The following is a 261-nucleotide window of genomic DNA, read 5'->3' on the forward strand; positions in this document are numbered from 1 at the left end:
TTCTATTTCGGGCGCGTCGACGGGCAGTGGCGCTGGGTGGAATTCGCCGCGGACGGCGAAGGCTGAGCCTCAGGGCGCGCTGGCGTCGCCGGTCGCTTCGGCTTCGGCGGCGTTCGTGCGATCGGCCGCGGCTTGCACCTGCGCTTCCACAGCCCCGGCTTTCTGGATGGGTGCCTGCATGGCATCGCGGAGTTCGGTGCCGCTGGGCGTCGTCGTTGCCGCGGTAGCCTGCGGCTCCGGCGGTTCGTCGGTCGGCGGCGG

1 protein-coding gene is annotated in these 261 nt (G+C 72.0%); it reads right to left on the reverse strand.

The features are described 5' to 3' along the window. Positions 1 to 69 precede the first annotated feature (69 nt). Positions 70 to 261, reverse strand: a 192-nt coding sequence (locus OH705_RS27765) for a hypothetical protein (protein WP_267303502.1), incomplete at its 5' end; no start/stop codon positions are given.

This window comes from Pseudomonas sp. BJa3 (genome assembly GCF_026343815.1).
GTDB classification, from domain to species: Bacteria; Pseudomonadota; Gammaproteobacteria; order Pseudomonadales; family Pseudomonadaceae; genus Aquipseudomonas; species Aquipseudomonas soli.